The sequence below is a fragment of the Streptomyces sp. NPDC012935 genome (genome assembly GCF_042900345.1).
Taxonomy (GTDB): domain Bacteria; phylum Actinomycetota; class Actinomycetes; order Streptomycetales; family Streptomycetaceae; genus Streptomyces.
Map to the genome: position 1 here is coordinate 367,910 of NZ_JBIBBC010000006.1, position 15,984 is coordinate 383,893.

Genomic DNA, 15,984 nt, shown 5'->3' on the forward strand with positions numbered 1-15,984 from the left:
AACGGCCCCGGTACCTCGTGAAGAGGGACCGGGGCCGTTCCGCGGCAAAGCCCGTGCGGGCTTGTCCGTCAGTTGCAGAGGAGGACGAGGAGGCCGCTGCACCCTCCACCGTCGTGGTGGTCGTGGTCGTGGTGGTGGCCGTGACCGCCGTCGGCCGGACTGGACCGGGCGACCTGGTGGGCAGGGGTGGCTGCCGCAGTGGATGCGGCCGTAGTCCCCAACGCAAGGGCGATGCCGAGGGCAGCGCCGACCGAGACTATTCGCTTGGCAGCCCGAAGGGGCGCCTTCTGTGAGGTGATCATGGCTGCACGTTATGTGGCCTTCTGATCAATTTCGCGCGGAGTGTGGCCGACTGGGTGACGGTGCCTCAGATTGCCGCGGCGGGTGTGGTTCGGGCCTCGTTCGTTACTGGTGGGTAGCTTTCGCTTGAGCAGGTGGGCTAGCGTATGAGCGTCTCCGAGGGGGCTTTCGGGCCCCTCGCCGGGCCGCCACGAGCGCCCGCCCGAGAAAGTTCGTGAAGTTCTTCACAAGGAATTCGGCCCTGTCGGACCACAGATCGGTGTCGGTTGACCCTTCCGAGGGGTGAACAGCCCCTTGAACATGTTCAGATGGACGGTGTAAAGAGGCTCTGGGAGCTGCTCGCCCGGGGGTGTTCCGACCCGCTCACAGGGGCCCTGGAGAGGCAGAGAGGCAGCTCACGCGGCATTGACAACGGGGTGCGCGACCTTCCGGTTCCCGATCGTGACCATGACCTGCGTCACGCGGGCCGGGGAGTGTAGCACAGGGGCTGCAAGAGCTTGTGAAGGGGCGCACGAGCGACCCCCCTGAGGCAGGTGGATACTCGATGGCATGAGCACCACGGAGCGTCCCAGGATCCTCGTAGTAGGCGGTGGGTACGTAGGCCTGTACGCAGCTCGGCGCATCCTCAAGAAGATGCGCTACGGCGAGGCGACCGTCACGGTCGTCGACCCCCGGTCGTACATGACCTACCAGCCCTTCCTCCCCGAAACCGCCGCCGGCAGCATCTCCCCGCGCCACGTCGTCGTCCCGCTGCGACGCGTGCTGCCCAAGGCGGAGGTCCTCACCGGCCGGGTCACCACCATCGACCAGGACCGCAAGGTCGCCACGATCGCCCCGCTGGTGGGCGAGGCGTACGAGCTGCCCTTCGACTACCTGGTCATCGCGATGGGCGCGGTCTCCCGCACCTTCCCGATCCCCGGCCTCGCCGAGCAGGGCATCGGCATGAAGGGCATCGAGGAGGCCATCGGCCTGCGCAACCACGTCCTCGAGCAGCTCGACAAGGCCGACTCCACGACCGACGAGGAGATCCGCCGCAAGGCGCTCACCTTCGTCTTCATCGGCGGTGGCTTCGCGGGTGCGGAGACCATCGGCGAGGTCGAGGACATGGCCCGCGACGCGGCGAAGTACTACACCAGTGTGTCCCGTGAGGACATGCGGTTCGTCCTCGTCGACGCGGCCGACAAGATCCTTCCCGAGGTCGGCCCGAAGCTGGGCCAGTACGGCAAGGAGCACCTGGAGGCCCGCGGGGTCGAGGTCTACCTCTCCACCTCGATGGACTCCTGCGTCGACGGCCACGTCGTGCTGAAGAACGGGCTCGAGGTCGACTCCAACACCATCGTGTGGACGGCCGGCGTCAAGCCGAACCCGGCCCTCACGCGCTTCGGTCTGCCGCTCGGCCCCCGCGGTCACGTCGACTGCGAGCCGTCCCTCCAGGTCAAGGGCACCGACTACATCTGGGCCGCCGGCGACAACGCCCAGGTCCCGGACCTCGTCGGCCGCAAGGCGGGCAACGAGAACGCCTGGTGCCCGCCGAACGCCCAGCACGCGCTGCGTCAGGCCAAGGTCCTCGGCGACAACGTGATCTCCGGTATGCGGGGCTTCCCGCAGAAGGACTACTCGCACGCCAACAAGGGTGCGGTGGCGGGCCTCGGCCTCCACAAGGGCGTGGCGATGATCGTCATGGGCAAGATGAAGATCAAGCTCAAGGGCCGTCTCGCCTGGTACATGCACCGTGGCTACCACGGCATGGCGATGCCGACCTTCAACCGCAAGATCCGCGTCTTCGCCGACTGGACGCTCGGCATGTTCCTCAAGCGCGAGGTCGTGGCGCTGGGTGCGCTGGAGTCCCCGCGCGAGGAGTTCTACGAGGCCGCGAAGCCGGCCCCGGTCGCTCCCGCGAGCACCGCCGAGAAGGGCGAGAAGGCCAAGGCCTCCTGACCTCCGGTCACTTGAACGACCCCGAAGGGGGCCACCCGCCATCCGTGGTGCGGGCGGCCCCCTTCGGGCTTTCCGGGAGAGCTCGGCGCGCACCGGTCGCGTACGCCTTCCCAGGGTTTGCCCAGCTGTGACGCGCGTGGGGGACTGCGCACGGGGCTTGCAGGTGTTTACGTGGTGTTGGACATTCCGGGATCCCATCACGGAGGTGTGCGCCATGCCAGACGCCGCGGTGCGGCTGAAGGGCCTGCTCGAACAGTTGCTGGGGGTTCCGCTCCCGGTGCGCATTCGCGCCTGGGACGGTTCGCAGGCGGGTCCGCCGGGCGCGCCGACCCTCGTCGTACGCAATCGCCGCGCCGTACGGCGGCTGTTGTTCAAGCCCGGCGAGCTGGGCCTGGCCCGGGCCTGGGTGGCCGGGGACCTCGACATCGAGGGGGACCTGTACACGGCCCTCGATCTGCTCGCGGGGTTCGTGTGGGAGCGCGGGGAGGATGCCCGCAGCCTGGCTCAGGCGCTCCGGGATCCCGACGTGCGCGCCGCCGTCCGCGGCCTCGTCAAGCTCGGCGGACTTCCGCTGCCGCCCGCACCGCCTCCCGAGGAGGTGCGCCGTGCCCGTGCCCATCTGCACACCAAGCGCACCGACAGACGCGCGATCAGCCACCACTACGACGTCGGCAACGACTTCTACGAGATCGTCCTCGGCCCGTCCATGGTGTACTCCTGCGCCTACTGGTCCGCCCCGCCCCCGCACAGCACCCTCGAGGCCGCCCAGCACGACAAGCTCGACCTCGTCTGCCGCAAGCTCGACCTCGGGCCCGGCCTGCGACTGCTCGACGTCGGCTGCGGCTGGGGCTCCATGGCCATACACGCGGCCCGCGAGTACGGCGTGAGCGTCGTCGGTATCACCCTCTCCCAGGAGCAGGCGGCCTACGCCCGTAAGCGCATCGCCGACGAGGGGCTCACCGACAAGGTGGAGATCCGCGTACAGGACTACCGGGACGTCGGTGACGGGCCGTACGACGCCATCTCCTCCATCGGCATGGCCGAACACGTCGGCGCCGAGCGGTACCTGGAGTACGCCGACGTGCTGCACCGGCTGCTCAAGCCCGGCGGGCGGCTGCTCAACCACCAGATCGGGCGCCGGCCGCAGCGGGACGAATCCACGTACGAGGTGGACGAGTTCATCGACTCCTACGTCTTCCCCGACGGTGAGCTCCAGCCCATCGGCGTCACCGTCACCCAGCTCGAACGGGCCGGTTTCGAGGTGCGTGACGTCGAGTCGATCCGGGAGCACTACGCCCTGACCCTGCGCCGCTGGGTGGCCAACCTGGAGGCGGACTGGGCGCGGGCCGCCAAGCTCACCGGCACCGGACGCGCCCGCGTCTGGCAGCTGTACATGGCCGCCTGCGTACTCGCCTTCGAGCGCAACCGCATCGGCGTCAACCAGGTGCTGGCCACCAGGACACCCGACTCCGGAGACTCCGGGATGCCGCTGCGGGCCCGCAAGTGGAGTGAACCCGAACGCCGTTGATCCGGACGCAAGAGCTCGCAAGCCGAAGGGCCGGGCTCCCCGTCGTGGGGAAGCCCGGCCCTTCGGTGTGCCGGAGTGTGGTCACTCGGCCTTGATCGCGTTCAGCATGTTCAGCCGTGCGGCGTTACGGGCCGGCCACAGCGCGGCCAGGACGCCCACCAGTCCGGCCAGCACCAGGAAGATCCCGATCCGGTCCCAGGGCAGGACCAGCCGGTAGCCCGGGATCTGCTCGGCGATGGTCTCGCCGATCGCCCAGCCGAGGAACGAGCCGAGACCGATGCCGACCACCGCCCCGAACACCGAGATGACCACGGCCTCCAGCCGGACCATCCGCTTCACCCGGCGCCGGTCGAGACCGATCGCACGCAGCATGCCGATCTCCTGCTGCCGTTCGAACACCGACATCGCGAGGGTGTTGACGACACCCAGCACCGCGATGATCAGAGCCATCGCCAGCAGGCCGTACATGATGTTCAGCAGGGTGTTGATGGCCCCGCCGAACTCGTTGCGGATGTCCTGCTGGTCCATGACCTTGATCGCGGGGTTGTCGCCCAGCGCGTTGATGAGGGCCTGCTCGTTCGCGGCGGACTGGCCGCCGTCCACCTTCACGAAGATCTGCTGGATGTACGGCTGCACCTCGTGCGGGTTCACGACCTTCGTGTCGACGAGGACGGGCGAGAGGAACTCGCTGCCCTTGAAGACGGCTCCGACCTTGAGCGTGCCCTTCTTCTCGTCGTTGAACGTGACGGAGACGCTGTCGCCCGGCTTCCAGCCCTTGCTCTTGGCCGTCTTCTCGGCGACCGCGATCCGGCCCTCGGCGAGCGAGTCGATGTTGCCGCTGACGACGTCGACGTTCAGGACCTGCTCGATGTCGCCCGGGGTGACCGCCGAGGCGGACACGTAGTCCTCGTCACCGGCCTGGAAGTAGACGCTCTGCTGCGGGGAGACCGCCGAGACGCCCTTGGCCTTCTCCAGCGCCGTCAGTGCGGACTGGTCGAGGTCCCCGCCGTTCGCCATCGAGACCATGTAGTCGGCCTTGATGTTGTCCGTGGTCATCTTGTCGATGGCCGTGCCGACCGTGATACCGAGCACCGACAGGCCGGTCACCAGCGTCAGTCCGATCGCCAGCGCCGAGGCGGTGGCGCCGGTACGGCGCGGATTGCGGACCGCGTTCTGGCCGGCCAGCTTTCCGGCCACCCCGAAGGGGCCGACGAGCAGCGGACGGACGAGCGCGATCACGGGCCGGGACAGCAGCGGGATCAGGATGATCACGCCGATCAGCGCGAAGAACGCGCCCGCCCCGATGTACATCCGGCCGTCGTCGCCGCCGGTCGAGGCACCCAGCACGATCCCGGCCGCGCCGAGGCCGGTGATGGCCGTACCGATGGAGTTGCGCACCACCAGCGACTTGGTGGTGGCCGCCGCGTGGACGCTGTTCATGGCCGCCACCGGCGGGATCTTCGCGGCCCGGCGGCCGGGCAGCCAGGCGGCGAACATGGTGATCAGCACACCGACGCTGATCGCGGCGATCACCGGCGTGGCGGACAGGACGAGCGGGCCGTCCGGGATCTTCATCTCGAACGCGGCCATCCCGGACCGCAGGCCGACCGCGAGCCCGATGCCGAGGACGAAGCCGATCACCGAGGCGACCAGGCCCACCACGGCGGCCTCGGCGAGCACCGAGCGGGTGATCTGCTTGCGCGACGCACCGACGGCGCGCATCAGGGCGATCTCCTTCGTGCGCTGGGCGACCAGCATCGTGAAGGTGTTGGAGATCAGGAAGATCCCGACGAACAGCGCGATACCCGCGAAGCCGAGCAGGACCTGCTTGAGATTGCCCAGACCCTGCTCGATCTGCTCGGCCTGCTCGTCGGCGAGCGCCTGGCCGGTCTTGGCCTCGGCGTTGTCCGGCAGCAGCGGCTTGACGGCGTCCAGGATCTTCTTGTCGTCCGCGCCGGGGGCGCCGGTGACGGTGGCGCTCTCGAAGTAGCCGGGCTTGAGGTACTGCTTCTGGGCGACCGCGGTGTCGAAGAGGACGAGGCTGCCGCCGGCGTTCACGGCACCGTCCTCGGTGGTGAACACGCCGCTGAGGGTGTACTCCTGCACCGGCCCGTTCGTGGCCACCCGGACCCGGTCGCCGACCTGGTACTCGCCCTTGGCCGCGGACTCCTTGTCCAGGGCGATCTGATCGTCCTTCACCGGGCCGGAGCCGTCGGTGAACGTGTAGGCGGCGTCCTTGCCGTCCTTGCCGGGGGCGAAGTTGGAGCCCTTGTTGGACCAGCCGACGCCGATCAGCTTCCCGTCGGGGTCGGCGACCCCGGCGAAGCCGTCGACGCGGCCGTAGGCGGCTTCGACGCCGTCCACCGCGGCGATCTTGTCGAGGGTCTTGCGGGAGAGACCGGGCTCTTCCTTGGTGTCGTCCGGGTTCGCGTACGAGGTGACGGCGACGGCGACGTCGTCGTAGCTCTTCGCCGACTGGTTGCGGAAGGCGTTGGAGAGGGTGTCGGCGAAGACCAGGGTGCCGGAGACGAACGCGACGCCGAGCATGACGGCGAGCACGGTCATCAGCAGCCGGGCCTTGTGCGCCAGTACGTTGCGCAGGGCGGTGCGGAACATCAGCTGGTGCGGCCCTTCGCGTCGAACTGCTTCATGAAGTCGAGGACGTTGTCCGCGGTCGGCCGGTACATCTCGTCGACGATCCGGCCGTCGGCGAGGAAGACCACACGGTCCGCGTACGCGGCGGCCACCGGGTCGTGCGTGACCATCACGACGGTCTGCCCCAACTCCCGTACGGAGTTGCGCAGGAAGCCCAGCACCTCGGCGCCCGAGCGCGAGTCGAGGTTTCCGGTCGGCTCGTCGCCGAAGATGATCTCGGGCTTGGAGGCCAGGGCGCGGGCGACGGCGACGCGCTGCTGCTGGCCGCCGGAGAGCTGGGCGGGACGGTGGCTGAGGCGGTCGGCGAGGCCCACCATCCGGATGACCGAATCCACCCACTGCTTGTCGGCCTTGCGGCCCGCGATGTCCATCGGGAGGGTGATGTTCTCCAGGGCGGTCAGCGTCGGCAGCAGATTGAACGCCTGGAAGATGAAGCCGATCTTGTCCCGGCGCAACTTGGTGAGCTGCTTGTCCTTCAGGGAGCCGAGCTCGGTGTCGCCGATGCGCACCGAACCGGAGGAGAAGGTGTCGAGGCCGGCCACGCAGTGCATCAGCGTGGACTTGCCGGAGCCGGACGGGCCCATGATCGCGGTGAACTCGGCCTGCCGGAATTCGACGGAGACCCGGTCCAGGGCGACCACCTGGGTCTCGCCCTGTCCGTAGATCTTCGACAGATCCGTGGCGCGCGCGGCCACGGAGGTGGCCCGGCCGGCGATGGATGCGGTGGTCACGAGAAGGCACTCCTGAGGGACGACGGTGTGTACGAGGGGACGTAGTCCATCGTCCCGGCCGAAGTGGGCCGTGTAGTCAGTCGCTGTTCCGGTTCCGAAGGCAGACTGCGGATGGACCGGACCCCGCCGCGTCATACCTGAGGATGACGAGGACCCCTGACGGCCGCTCACGTCAAGAACAGGTGGAGCGTCCTCGTTCGGACGGTGAAATTCCGTCATTCCGTATGCGTCGTCGACCGCCGCACGTAAGGCTATTGGCAAGTGCGGATGGCGTGTTCCGTGGGCTGATGCACCCTCAGACGTCAATAAAATAAGACAACATCGGTCCGCCAGTCCGCTGTTCGGGGGATGTATCCCGATAGGCTCGGAACCTCGATGCGGAGCCCATGGCCTGCCCAGATGGTGGAATGCAGACACGGCGAGCTTAAACCTCGCTGCCCCTTCGCGGGCGTGCCGGTTCAAGTCCGGCTCTGGGCACTTCCGACGTTCTCCTTTCCCCGTGAGCTTCCTGCAAGCTCCCTTCAAGTCTTCACCGAACCGTTGACAGCGGGCGTGTGCGGTCGGAGACTCGCGTCAGGAAATGGTGAATGAATCTTCACCTGACGAACAGTGAAGGAAGGCGACCGATGCGCACCACCGTCGGCATCATCGGAGCGGGCCCGGCCGGCCTCCTCCTCGCCCGGCTGCTCCACAACGCCGGCATCGACTCGGTCGTCCTGGAGAGCCGCGACCGCGCCTACGTCGAACACCGCCAGCGCGCCGGAATCCTGGAGCAGGGCACGGTGGACGTGCTGCGCGCGGCCGGCGCCGGCGAGCGGATGGACCGCGAGGGCCTCGGGCACGACGGCATCGAGCTGCGGTTCGCCGGGAAGCGCCACCGCGTCGACTTCCCCGCACTCACCGGTGGCCGGTCGGTGATGGTCTACGCCCAGACCGAGGTCTGCAAGGACCTCATCGCCCTCCAGTTGAAGGAGGGCGGCCCGCTGCTGTTCGAGGCGGAGGCGCTCGCGGTGGAGGACGCGGACACCGACAGCCCCCGCGTGCGCTTCCGGCACCAGGGGCGCGAGGACGTCCTGGAGTGCGACTACCTCGTCGGCTGCGACGGCTTCTGGGGAGTGTCCCGCAAGGCGATCCCCGCCGAGCTGACCCGGGTCTTCGAGCGGACGTACCCCTTCGGGTGGCTCGGCATCCTCGCCGACGTTCCGCCCTCCCACGACGAGCTGGTCTACGCCCGCCACGACCGCGGCTTCGCCCTGCTGTCCATGCGCTCGCCGTCCGTCTCCCGCCTCTACCTCCAGGTGCCGGACGGCACCGACGCCGAGCAGTGGGGCGACGACGAGATCTGGGCGGAGCTGGAGCGCCGCTTCGAGACGGACGACGACTGGCGGCTCCAGCGCGGCCCGATCACCCAGAAGTCCGTCACCCCCATGCGCTCCTACGTCCACGAACCCATGCGGTACGGCCGCCTGTTCCTGGCCGGTGACGCGGCGCACATCGTGCCGCCCACGGGTGCGAAGGGGCTGAATCTGGCCGTCGGGGATGTAGTCACCTTCGCGCGGGCGCTGACGCGTCAAAGGCAGACGGGTTCGGCGGAGCTGCTCGACGCCTACTCCGAGACCTGTCTGCGCCGCGTCTGGCAGGCCGAGCGGTTCTCGTACGACATGACGACGCTGCTGCACCGGGCCCCCGACGCAACCCCCTTCGAGGACCGGCTCCAGTTGGCGCGACTGGAGCGGCTCGCGTCGTCGCGGGCCGCCGAGACGGACCTGGCGGAGGGGTACACGGGCTTTCCGTTCGGGTGAGCGCGGGTGCGGGCCGGGGGAGTGATCTCCGACGGGTTCCGGCCACGTACCGGGTTGGTCATGAATGATCCCGTCCATGGCCGGGAATCACCCAGCCGCGTACCGTGTTGCGCAGCACGAAGAGGGAAAGATCCTCCGCAGGTATTAGGGTCGATCCTTTGCCAACCTATTACTCTTGAGCCAAGGCCACGCACGGTGGCCATGGAGGAGTGAAATGAGGAGCAGCAACCCGGTCTTCTCGCGACGGGGGTTCAGCCGCGACAACGGCTACGCGGGCTTCAACACCGCGCCGCAGGCCGGGGGCGCCGCTGTCGGCACGCAGGGCAACCCGTATGCCCAGCCGGCCGGCAACCCGTACGCGCAGAACCCTTACGCCCAGACGGACCTTCAGCACGGCGCTCCGCCGCAGGCCCCGGCCACCACCGGCCGGATGACGATGGACGACGTCATCCTGCGTACGGGCACCACGCTCGGCACCCTGATCGTCACGGCCGCGCTCGCCTGGGCGCTGCTGCCCGTCGACGACGCGAACATCAGCCGGTCGTACGGCATCGCCATCGTGGCCGGTCTCGTCGGCATGGTTCTGGCGCTCGTCCAGTCCTTCAAGCGCAAGGCCTCGCCCGCGCTGATCCTGTCGTACGCCGCGCTCGAGGGCGTGTTCCTCGGCGTCGTCTCCAGCGTCGTCGACAACCGCATCGCGAGCGGTGCGGCCATGCAGGCGGTGATCGGCACCATGGCGGTGTTCGCCGCCGTGCTGGTGGCGTACAAGGCGGGCTGGATCCGCGTCAACCGCCGCTTCGTCGGTTTCGTGATGGCGGCCGCGCTCGGCTTCATCCTGCTGATGGCGGTCAACCTGCTGTTCGCCGTCTTCGGCGGCGGTGACGGCCTCGGCTTCCGCAGCGGCCCGCTCGGCATCGTGTTCGGCATCGTCGGCATCCTGCTCGGCGCCTGCTTCCTCGCCCTGGACTTCAAGCAGGTCGAGGACGGCCTCGCCTACGGCGCGCCGCGCGAGGAGGCCTGGCTCGCCGCCTTCGGTCTCACGCTGACGCTGGTGTGGATCTACATGGAGTTCCTGAGGCTCATCTCGATCCTCAACAGCAGCGACTAGTCCGCGACGGCTTTGCAGCAAAGGGCCCCGGGTTCGATCCGGGGCCCTTCGTCGTGTGCGCGCCTAGAGGAATTTGCGCGCCGCCCTCCTCAGGTCGTACTCGTGGACGATCGCCTTCGCGTGGCCGTACGCGAGGTCGTATTCGTGGCGAAGCCAGCTGACCTTCTCCTCGAAGCGGACGAGGGCCGGGCCTTCTTCTACCGTGCGGAGCCAGTCGGAGACTTCACGACCGGTGCAATGGGGGATGCGGGCGAGCATGTTGCGGTGGGTCTCCTCGGAGAGGACGTGGGACATCGGCGCCTCCGGACGCAAAGGGGATGTAAGCCGGTCCTTCAGGTCACCGTGCCTGAGCGTTCGCCCGTTGGCAACAGTCGCGTACGCTCGCGGCGTGGTTGATACGACGCGTCTGACCCGAGCCGTAGATCACTTCGCCGACCGGTTGCGGGCCGCGCCGCAGTCCCGCTTGCAGCGGGGCGCTGCCGCGGAGGCACTGGCGCTGGCCAGGGAGTTGGCCCGCTGGGCGCAGGTTCTGGAGGCACCCGGGGTTGAGCCTCGGGTGATGCCTGATGCCGGGATGTTCGCCGCTGCCGACCAAATCACCGTCGCCGTTCACGACTTGGCAGTCGTACTCACGAACGAGGGTGAGGTCGAGGAAGCGGTGCGGCTGGTGGAGGAGGCGCAGAAGAAAGCGGGGGTCTGAGCGTCATCGGCGACTGACGGCCGTGTGTGGCTGGTCGCGCAGTTCCCCGCGCCGCTGAAGGGGCGCTTCGCCTCCCGGCGTCATCAGGTCAGAGGGACGCTATGACCCGGTCGGCCAGGATGTAGACGTTCTCCTCGCCGCACGCGAACGTCAGCGTGTACGCGCCCGAGACTCCCGAACCGCCGAGCAGCACGGGCGTCTCCCCCGCGCGCAGGGCCGTCGCGAGGCGCTCCGCCGTCTCGCGGTGGCCCGGGGTCATGCACAGGGTCGTGCCGTCCGCGAAGACGTAGACGTCGAGGGTGCCCAGCGGGCCCGGGCGGACGTCGGTCAGTTCGGTGGCGGAGGCAGCGAGGTCCTCGAGGGTGGCCACCGTGCGCTCGTGATCGTTCACGACCGGTGAGGAGACCGGGACGAAGTCCGGGTGGGAGGGGTGCCGGCGGCGGGCCGCGGCCAGTTCGGGGGACTCCCCGGCGAACTCGTCGGCGTCCGCGGTCGACTCGGTCACCGGCTCCAGGTGCTCCAGTCCCGCGAAATCGGCCTGGCGGGGCAGGAACAGCTCACTGTCGGACAGGCCCAGCAGCGTGGGGGCGTCTCCGGCGTCACGGGACTCCTGGGCGGCCCAGAAGGCCCGCGCCTCGGCCAGCTCCCGCTCGCGCTCCTCGGCGAGCGCCTCGGCCACCGCGGCGCGTATCTCATCGGCGTCCGCGGAGAGGCGGGCCTGCGGGACGAGGCCGCGGGCCGAGCCCGCGTTGCTCCGAGCCAGCTCGGTGTGCAGGGCCGCGACCTGTCGGCGCAACACCATGAGGGTGCGCAGGACGGCGACGCCCACGGCGCCGGTGGCGGCCGTGGTGAGCAGCAAGGCGATCGGCATGGCGCTCACTGACGTACTCCCGGTTCAAAGTCGACCCCCGACTTCCTACATCAGCTTGAAGGGCGGACTATCCAGCTGTCAGTGCGTAACGTCACCAAACGGACAGGACTTTGGGCCTGATGTTTAGCGGTGAACGGCTCTGACCTGCGTAAATCCCTTCGTCGAGGGAGATAGGTCACATCCTGGGGGAGATTGGATCACAAAACGGCCCAGAACCGCGGGGTTTCCCGGGTTCTGGGCCGAAGGCTCACACTGGGTCGTGAGTTGACTACCCAGGGCCTCGAACGGGCCGGTTTCAGCTCAGGCGCTCGATGACCATCGCCATGCCCTGGCCGCCGCCGACGCACATCGTCTCCAGGCCGAACTGCTTGTCGTGGTGCTGGAGGGAGTTGATGAGGGTGGTGGTGATGCGGGCGCCGGTCATGCCGAAGGGGTGGCCGACGGCGATGGCGCCGCCGTTGACGTTCAGCTTGTCGATGTCGATGCCCAGGTCGCGGTAGGAGGGGATCACCTGGGCGGCGAACGCCTCGTTGATCTCGACCAGGTCGATGTCGTCGATGCCGAGACCGGCACGGCGCAGGGCCTGCTGCGAGGCCTCCACCGGGCCGAGGCCCATGATCTCGGGCGACAGGCCGGACACACCGGTGGAGACGATGCGGGCGAGCGGGGTGAGGCCGAGCTCGCGGGCCTTGGTGTCGGACATGATCACGAGCGCGGCGGCGCCGTCGTTGAGCGGGCAGCAGTTGCCGGCGGTGACGAGGCCGTCGGGGCGGAAGACCGGCTTGAGGCCCGCCACGCCCTCCATGGTGACGCCGGCACGCGGGCCGTCGTCCTTGCTGACCACGGTGCCGTCGGGGAGGGTCACCGGCGTGATCTCGCGCTCCCAGAAACCGTTCTTGATCGCTTCCTCGGCGAGGTTCTGCGAGCGCACGCCGAACTCGTCCAGCTCCTCGCGGGTGATGCCCTTCGCCCGGGCGAGGTTCTCGGCGGTCTGGCCCATGGCGATGTACGGGTCGGGGATGAGCCCGTCCTCACGCGGGTCGTGCCAGGTCGTGCCCTCCTGCTGGGCGACCTCGGCGGTGCGGGCCTCGGCCTCCGCGAAGAGGGGGTTGTGGGTGTCCGGGAGGCTGTCGGAGTTGCCCTTGGTGAACCGGGAGACCGTCTCGACGCCGGCCGAGATGAAGACGTCACCCTCACCCGCCTTGATGGCGTGCAGAGCCATGCGGGAGGTCTGCAGGGAAGAGGAGCAGTACCGGGTGACGGTGCAGCCCGGGAGGTGGTCCATGCCCATCTGTACGGCGACGATGCGGCCGAGGTTGTTGCCCTGTTCGCCGCCGGGGAGGCCGCAGCCGAGCATCAGGTCGTCGATGTCGCGCGGGTCCAGCTCGGGGACCTTGGCCAGAGCCGCCTGGATGATCGTGGCGGTGAGGTCGTCGGGCCGCAGGTCTTTGAGGGAGCCCTTGAAAGCGCGGCCGATGGGGGAGCGGGCGGTCGAGACGATCACGGCTTCGGGCATCACGGCTCCAGTTGAAAGGTGCGGCGCGCAGCGCCTCGTTGAGGGGTGGCGGTCGGGCGACGGGTGGGCATACCGGGGGGTCGGGCAGGGCTGTGAGGGAAGTTACCCGTACGTACCCATCCGGTCACGAGAATGGGCATGTGACCTTCGCCGCAGCTTTCTAAGCGCTTGCTTTGGCCTCCTGGGGTGCGTCGGACCGGACCTCGTCCTCAGACGCCGGACGGGCTGGACGGTGTGGACGTCGGCTCGGCCTCGTGCACCCGCCGCCGGCGCCGCCTCTTGAGCAGCGCCCAGGGGCCCTTCGGGCCGGTCGGCATGGCTGCCGTGACCTCGGTGCCCGCCTCCGAAGCGGCCTCGGCCGCGGCGCGGGCCACCGGGAGGAAGCCCTCGCGCCGGGTGACGTCGGGGCGTTCCTCCTCCGCCGGCCACAGGCCCAGGGCCGCGCAGAGCGTCGGCAGGACGGCCATCGCCGCCGTGGCATAGCCCTCCGCGGAGGGGTGGTAGTTGTCGGGGCCGAAGAGCTCGCGCGGGTTCGCCGCGAACTCCGGGCCCAGCAGGTCGCCCAGCGACACAGTGCGGCCGCCCTGTTCGACGACGCCGATCGTCTGGGCGGCCGCCAGCTGGCGTGAGGCCCGTCTGGCGAGCCAGCGCAGCGGCTGCTGGACCGGTTCGATCGTGCCGAGGTCGGGGCAGGTGCCCACCACCACCTCCGCGCCTGCCGTGCGCAGACGCCGTACCGCGGCGGACAGGTGGCGCACCGAGCGGGTGGCCGGCATGCGGTTCGTGACGTCGTTCGCGCCGACCATGATCACGCAGATGTCGGGCACCAGGGCCGGATCGGCGAGGACCAGGGCCACCTGGCGGTCCAGGTCGTCCGAGCGGGCGCCCGGCAGGGCCACGTTGCGCAGCACCACCTGGCGTTCCGCCACCGCGGCCAGCCCCGACGCCAGCAGCGCCCCCGGGGTCTGCCCGGCCCGGTGCACGCCCTGTCCCGCGGCCGTGGAGTCACCCAGAATGGTCAGGCGCAGGGGCGGCTCGCCAGGAGTGGCGTACAGGCGGCCGTACCGGCCGTCGGCGTTCGGTACGTGGTTGCTCGTGCCGTTGCCCACGTGGCGCCGGGCCATTCGCACCTCGGCGAGGACCAGACCGACGGCCGCCGCCCCCGCCAGACCGATGCCGCCTCCGCCGTACGCGGCGCCCGCCGCGATCCGCCGTGCCACCCTCGCCCTCGACATGCTCGTCATGCGTCGCCGCCACCTCCTCATAGCCGTACATCAACTGCTTGCCCCGCACGGACCGTGGCCCAATCCCAACGAGGAGTGAACGACCGTCATGGGCCCCGCGCAGGCCATAGGCTGGCTGAACCACTAAGACCACTTCTTTTGCAGCATCCGGAGACAACGGTGCATTTCCACGACTCGATGATCAGTCTCGTCGGCAACACCCCGCTGGTGAGGCTCAACAACGTGACCAAGGGCATCCGGGCTACCGTCCTGGCCAAGGTGGAGTACTTCAACCCGGGCGGCTCAGTGAAGGACCGCATCGCCCTGCGCATGATCGAGGCCGCGGAGGAGAGCGGCGCGCTCAAGCCCGGCGGCACGATCGTCGAGCCGACCAGCGGCAACACCGGTGTCGGCCTCGCCATCGTGGCGCAGCAGAAGGGGTACAAGTGCATCTTCGTGTGCCCCGACAAGGTCAGCACCGACAAGATCAACGTGCTGCGGGCCTACGGCGCCGAGGTGGTCGTCTGCCCCACCGCCGTCGATCCCGAGCACCCGGACTCGTACTACAACGTCTCCGACCGGCTGGTCCGTGAGACGCCCGGCGCCTGGAAGCCGGACCAGTACTCCAACCCCAACAACCCGCTCTCCCACTACCACTCCACCGGCCCCGAGCTGTGGGAGCAGACGGAGGGGAAGATCACCCACTTCGTGACGGGTGTGGGGACGGGCGGCACCATCTCGGGTACGGGCCGCTACCTCAAGGACGCCAGCGACGGCAAGGTGCAGGTCGTCGGCGCCGACCCCGAGGGCTCCGTGTACTCCGGCGGGTCCGGGCGGCCGTATCTCGTCGAGGGCGTCGGTGAGGACTTCTGGCCGACGGCGTACGACCGGACCGTCGCCGACGAGATCGTCCCCGTGTCCGACAAGGACTCCTTCCAGATGACCCGGCGGCTGGCGAAGGAGGAGGGCCTGCTGGTGGGCGGTTCGTGCGGCATGGCCGTCGTGGCCGCGCTGCGGGTCGCCGAGCGGCTCGGCCCGGACGACGTGGTGGTCGTGCTGCTGCCGGACAGCGGCCGCGGCTACCTCTCCAAGATCTTCAACGACGAGTGGATGGCCGACTACGGCTTCCTCGAGGACACCGGCCCGAGCGCGCGCGTCAGTGACGTCCTCAACGACAAGGAGCACGGCGCCATCCCGTCCCTCGTCCACATGCACCCGGACGAGACGGTCGGTCAGGCCATCGAGGTGCTGCGCGAGTACGGCGTCTCGCAGATGCCGATCGTGAAGCCGGGTGCCGGTCACCCCGACGTCATGGCCGCGGAGGTCGTCGGGTCCGTCGTCGAACGCGAGCTGCTCGACGCCCTGTTCGCCAAGCGGGCCTCGCTGGAGGACCCGCTGGAGAAGCACATGTCGGCGCCGCTGCCGCAGGTCGGCTCCGGTGAGCCCGTCGCGGACCTGATGTCCGTCCTGGGCGCGGCGGACGCGGCGATCGTCCTCGTCGAGGGCAAGCCGACCGGCGTGATCAGCCGGCAGGACCTGCTGGCCTTCCTCGCCAAGGGCGGGAAGTAGCGGCAAACCTGCGGTGAACGGCCCGTGTCCGCGGCGAACTTGC

General features: G+C 69.2%; 13 protein-coding genes and 1 tRNA gene. 7 read left to right on the forward strand and 7 right to left on the reverse strand.

What is annotated here, in order from left to right:
• Positions 1-68: 68 nt before the first annotated feature.
• Positions 69-302: a hypothetical protein gene (locus tag ACFY5C_RS18090; RefSeq protein ID WP_389445311.1), complete on the reverse strand. Its 234-nt coding sequence runs from the start codon at positions 300-302 to the stop codon at positions 69-71.
• 547 nt (positions 303-849) lie between these two features.
• On the opposite strand from ACFY5C_RS18090, the gene ACFY5C_RS18095 reads away from it, so the two are divergent.
• Together ACFY5C_RS18095 and ACFY5C_RS18100 are read left to right on the forward strand one after the other, a co-directional pair.
• Complete coding sequence (locus tag ACFY5C_RS18095) at positions 850-2,238, forward strand: NAD(P)/FAD-dependent oxidoreductase (protein WP_389445312.1); 1,389 nt, start codon at positions 850-852, stop codon at positions 2,236-2,238.
• Positions 2,239-2,452: 214 nt separating this feature from the next.
• Positions 2,453-3,766 carry a class I SAM-dependent methyltransferase gene (locus tag ACFY5C_RS18100; protein ID WP_389445314.1) on the forward strand — a complete coding sequence of 438 codons (1,314 nt, stop codon included), beginning with the start codon at positions 2,453-2,455 and terminating at the stop codon, positions 3,764-3,766.
• Positions 3,767-3,847: 81 nt separating this feature from the next.
• Here ACFY5C_RS18100 and ACFY5C_RS18105 read toward each other — a convergent pair whose 3' ends face one another.
• Both ACFY5C_RS18105 and ACFY5C_RS18110 read right to left on the reverse strand, forming a co-directional pair.
• On the reverse strand, positions 3,848-6,382 hold the full coding sequence (locus ACFY5C_RS18105) for an ABC transporter permease (protein ID WP_389445316.1): 2,535 nt from the start codon (positions 6,380-6,382) through the stop codon (positions 3,848-3,850).
• Positions 6,382-7,152: an ABC transporter ATP-binding protein gene (locus ACFY5C_RS18110; protein ID WP_328427174.1), complete on the reverse strand. Its 771-nt coding sequence runs from the start codon at positions 7,150-7,152 to the stop codon at positions 6,382-6,384. The genes ACFY5C_RS18105 and ACFY5C_RS18110 overlap by 1 nt, the downstream gene beginning before the upstream one ends.
• Positions 7,153-7,545: 393 nt before the next feature.
• On the opposite strand from ACFY5C_RS18110, the gene ACFY5C_RS18115 reads away from it, so the two are divergent.
• From ACFY5C_RS18115 to ACFY5C_RS18125, 3 genes are all read left to right on the forward strand, one after another.
• Positions 7,546-7,629, forward strand: a tRNA-Leu gene (locus ACFY5C_RS18115).
• A 149-nt stretch (positions 7,630-7,778) separates the two neighbouring features.
• The gene (locus tag ACFY5C_RS18120) at positions 7,779-8,954 is read left to right on the forward strand and encodes a 4-hydroxybenzoate 3-monooxygenase (protein ID WP_389445318.1); all 1,176 of its coding nucleotides are present in this window, start codon (positions 7,779-7,781) and stop codon (positions 8,952-8,954) included.
• Between the two features lie 214 nt (positions 8,955-9,168).
• A complete protein-coding gene (locus ACFY5C_RS18125; RefSeq protein ID WP_389445320.1) occupies positions 9,169-10,062 on the forward strand; it encodes a Bax inhibitor-1/YccA family protein in 894 nt (297 codons plus the stop codon).
• A gap of 63 nt (positions 10,063-10,125) precedes the next feature.
• Here the strand turns inward: ACFY5C_RS18125 and ACFY5C_RS18130 are convergent, their stop codons facing one another.
• The gene (locus tag ACFY5C_RS18130) at positions 10,126-10,356 is read right to left on the reverse strand and encodes a DUF4287 domain-containing protein (RefSeq protein WP_030049879.1); all 231 of its coding nucleotides are present in this window, start codon (positions 10,354-10,356) and stop codon (positions 10,126-10,128) included.
• A gap of 94 nt (positions 10,357-10,450) precedes the next feature.
• Here ACFY5C_RS18130 and ACFY5C_RS18135 point away from each other — a divergent pair, with 94 nt between their 5' ends.
• Positions 10,451-10,762, forward strand: coding sequence for a hypothetical protein (locus tag ACFY5C_RS18135; protein ID WP_389445322.1), 312 nt, complete (start codon positions 10,451-10,453; stop codon positions 10,760-10,762).
• Positions 10,763-10,850: 88 nt separating this feature from the next.
• Here ACFY5C_RS18135 and ACFY5C_RS18140 read toward each other — a convergent pair whose 3' ends face one another.
• The 3 genes from ACFY5C_RS18140 to ACFY5C_RS18150 all read right to left on the reverse strand — a co-directional run bounded on the left by ACFY5C_RS18140 (position 10,851) and on the right by ACFY5C_RS18150 (position 14,393).
• The gene (locus tag ACFY5C_RS18140; protein WP_389445475.1) at positions 10,851-11,633 is read right to left on the reverse strand and encodes a hypothetical protein; all 783 of its coding nucleotides are present in this window, start codon (positions 11,631-11,633) and stop codon (positions 10,851-10,853) included.
• Positions 11,634-11,928: 295 nt separating this feature from the next.
• Positions 11,929-13,149 carry an acetyl-CoA C-acetyltransferase gene (locus ACFY5C_RS18145; protein WP_389445324.1) on the reverse strand — a complete coding sequence of 407 codons (1,221 nt, stop codon included), beginning with the start codon at positions 13,147-13,149 and terminating at the stop codon, positions 11,929-11,931.
• Positions 13,150-13,358: 209 nt separating this feature from the next.
• Entirely contained in the window at positions 13,359-14,393 is a 1,035-nt protein-coding gene (locus ACFY5C_RS18150) for an SGNH/GDSL hydrolase family protein (RefSeq protein ID WP_389445326.1), read from the reverse strand.
• Positions 14,394-14,552: 159 nt separating this feature from the next.
• Here ACFY5C_RS18150 and ACFY5C_RS18155 point away from each other — a divergent pair, with 159 nt between their 5' ends.
• The gene (locus ACFY5C_RS18155) at positions 14,553-15,941 is read left to right on the forward strand and encodes a cystathionine beta-synthase (RefSeq protein WP_389445327.1); all 1,389 of its coding nucleotides are present in this window, start codon (positions 14,553-14,555) and stop codon (positions 15,939-15,941) included.
• The last annotated feature ends 43 nt before the right edge of the window (positions 15,942-15,984 follow it).

Excerpts from the sequence above, each read along its gene's own strand:
- ACFY5C_RS18090 (WP_389445311.1), bottom strand. The coding sequence starts at position 302 with ATGATCACCTCACAGAAGGCGCCCCTTCGGGCTGCCAAGCGAATAGTC.
- ACFY5C_RS18095 (WP_389445312.1), top strand. The coding sequence starts at position 850 with ATGAGCACCACGGAGCGTCCCAGGATCCTCGTAGTAGGCGGTGGGTAC.
- ACFY5C_RS18100 (WP_389445314.1), top strand. The coding sequence starts at position 2,453 with ATGCCAGACGCCGCGGTGCGGCTGAAGGGCCTGCTCGAACAGTTGCTG.
- ACFY5C_RS18105 (WP_389445316.1), bottom strand. The coding sequence starts at position 6,382 with ATGTTCCGCACCGCCCTGCGCAACGTACTGGCGCACAAGGCCCGGCTG.
- ACFY5C_RS18120 (WP_389445318.1), top strand. The coding sequence starts at position 7,779 with ATGCGCACCACCGTCGGCATCATCGGAGCGGGCCCGGCCGGCCTCCTC.
- ACFY5C_RS18125 (WP_389445320.1), top strand. The coding sequence starts at position 9,169 with ATGAGGAGCAGCAACCCGGTCTTCTCGCGACGGGGGTTCAGCCGCGAC.
- ACFY5C_RS18130 (WP_030049879.1), bottom strand. The coding sequence starts at position 10,356 with ATGTCCCACGTCCTCTCCGAGGAGACCCACCGCAACATGCTCGCCCGC.
- ACFY5C_RS18140 (WP_389445475.1), bottom strand. The coding sequence starts at position 11,633 with ATGCCGATCGCCTTGCTGCTCACCACGGCCGCCACCGGCGCCGTGGGC.
- ACFY5C_RS18145 (WP_389445324.1), bottom strand. The coding sequence starts at position 13,149 with ATGCCCGAAGCCGTGATCGTCTCGACCGCCCGCTCCCCCATCGGCCGC.
- ACFY5C_RS18150 (WP_389445326.1), bottom strand. The coding sequence starts at position 14,393 with ATGACGAGCATGTCGAGGGCGAGGGTGGCACGGCGGATCGCGGCGGGC.